At 70.5% G+C, this 861-nt stretch carries 1 protein-coding gene; it reads right to left on the reverse strand.

Annotation, left to right across the window (positions count from 1 at the left end; genetic code table 11):
* Window positions 1-67: 67 nt before the first annotated feature.
* The coding region (locus tag CCN42_RS26330; RefSeq protein WP_086739331.1) for an SAM-dependent methyltransferase at window positions 68-861 on the reverse strand (794 nt) is incomplete at its 5' end.

Raw genomic sequence — 861 nt, forward strand, 5'->3', positions numbered from 1 at the left:
GTCCACCACCGGGAGGGAGTCCGGGGTCGGGTGGGCCACGGACCCGGGCTCCCCTCCCGGTGGTGGACTACTTGACCGCGATGGCGATGGGCAGCACGCCGCCGGCGTTGTAGCGGACCGCCTGCACGGTGAAGCCGGCCGCTGCCAGCTGGGAGCGCACGTCGCTCTCGCTGGAGAAGTTGAGATAGGTCGCCTGGACGATGTCGCCCATGATGGACAGCTCGCGGCGCAGGTCGTCCTCGCCGATCCGGTACTTAGCCCAGGCGGCGGCGTGCTCCGGGGCCTCCCACGGCGGCGGGGGCGGCGGGGTGAGGAAGCTGATGAGCAGCCGGCCGCCGGGCCGCAGCGCCCGGTGGAAGGAGCGGTACAGGTCCGTCAGCCGCGCCGGGTCGGACTCGTACATGTTCAGTCCGTTGCTGACGACGAGGTCGAACTCCGCCTCGGCGCCGAGGTTCCAGGCGTCCTCGCGGCGGAAGGAGGCGTGCTCGGCGAGGCCGTGGCGCCGGGCGTTCTCCTCGGCGTAGCGCAGGGACTCGGTGTCGAGGTCGACGCCGACCAGCCGGATGCCGGTCACGTCCCGGTAGTCCTGTTCGAGCAGGTCGTCCATGACGCCGCACGGGACGGACGCGAGGGTGGCGCCGTCGGTGATGTGCTCGGCGATCAGTTCCCTGAAGCGGTGGTAGCGCTCGCGGGCCTGGCACAGCAGGGAGTTGTTGAGCAGCCAGTGTTCCAGCGGGGTGACGGGGCCCTCGGGTCGGTTGCGGAAGATGTACGAGGTCCAGTAGCCGTTGAGGCCGCGGTTGTGCAACAGGAAGCGGCCGAGCTCGAACTGCTGGAGCTGGGCGAGGAGTTCGAGGGTGT

This window comes from Streptomyces glaucescens (assembly GCF_002154375.1).
In the GTDB taxonomy this organism is placed as follows: domain Bacteria; phylum Actinomycetota; class Actinomycetes; order Streptomycetales; family Streptomycetaceae; genus Streptomyces; species Streptomyces glaucescens.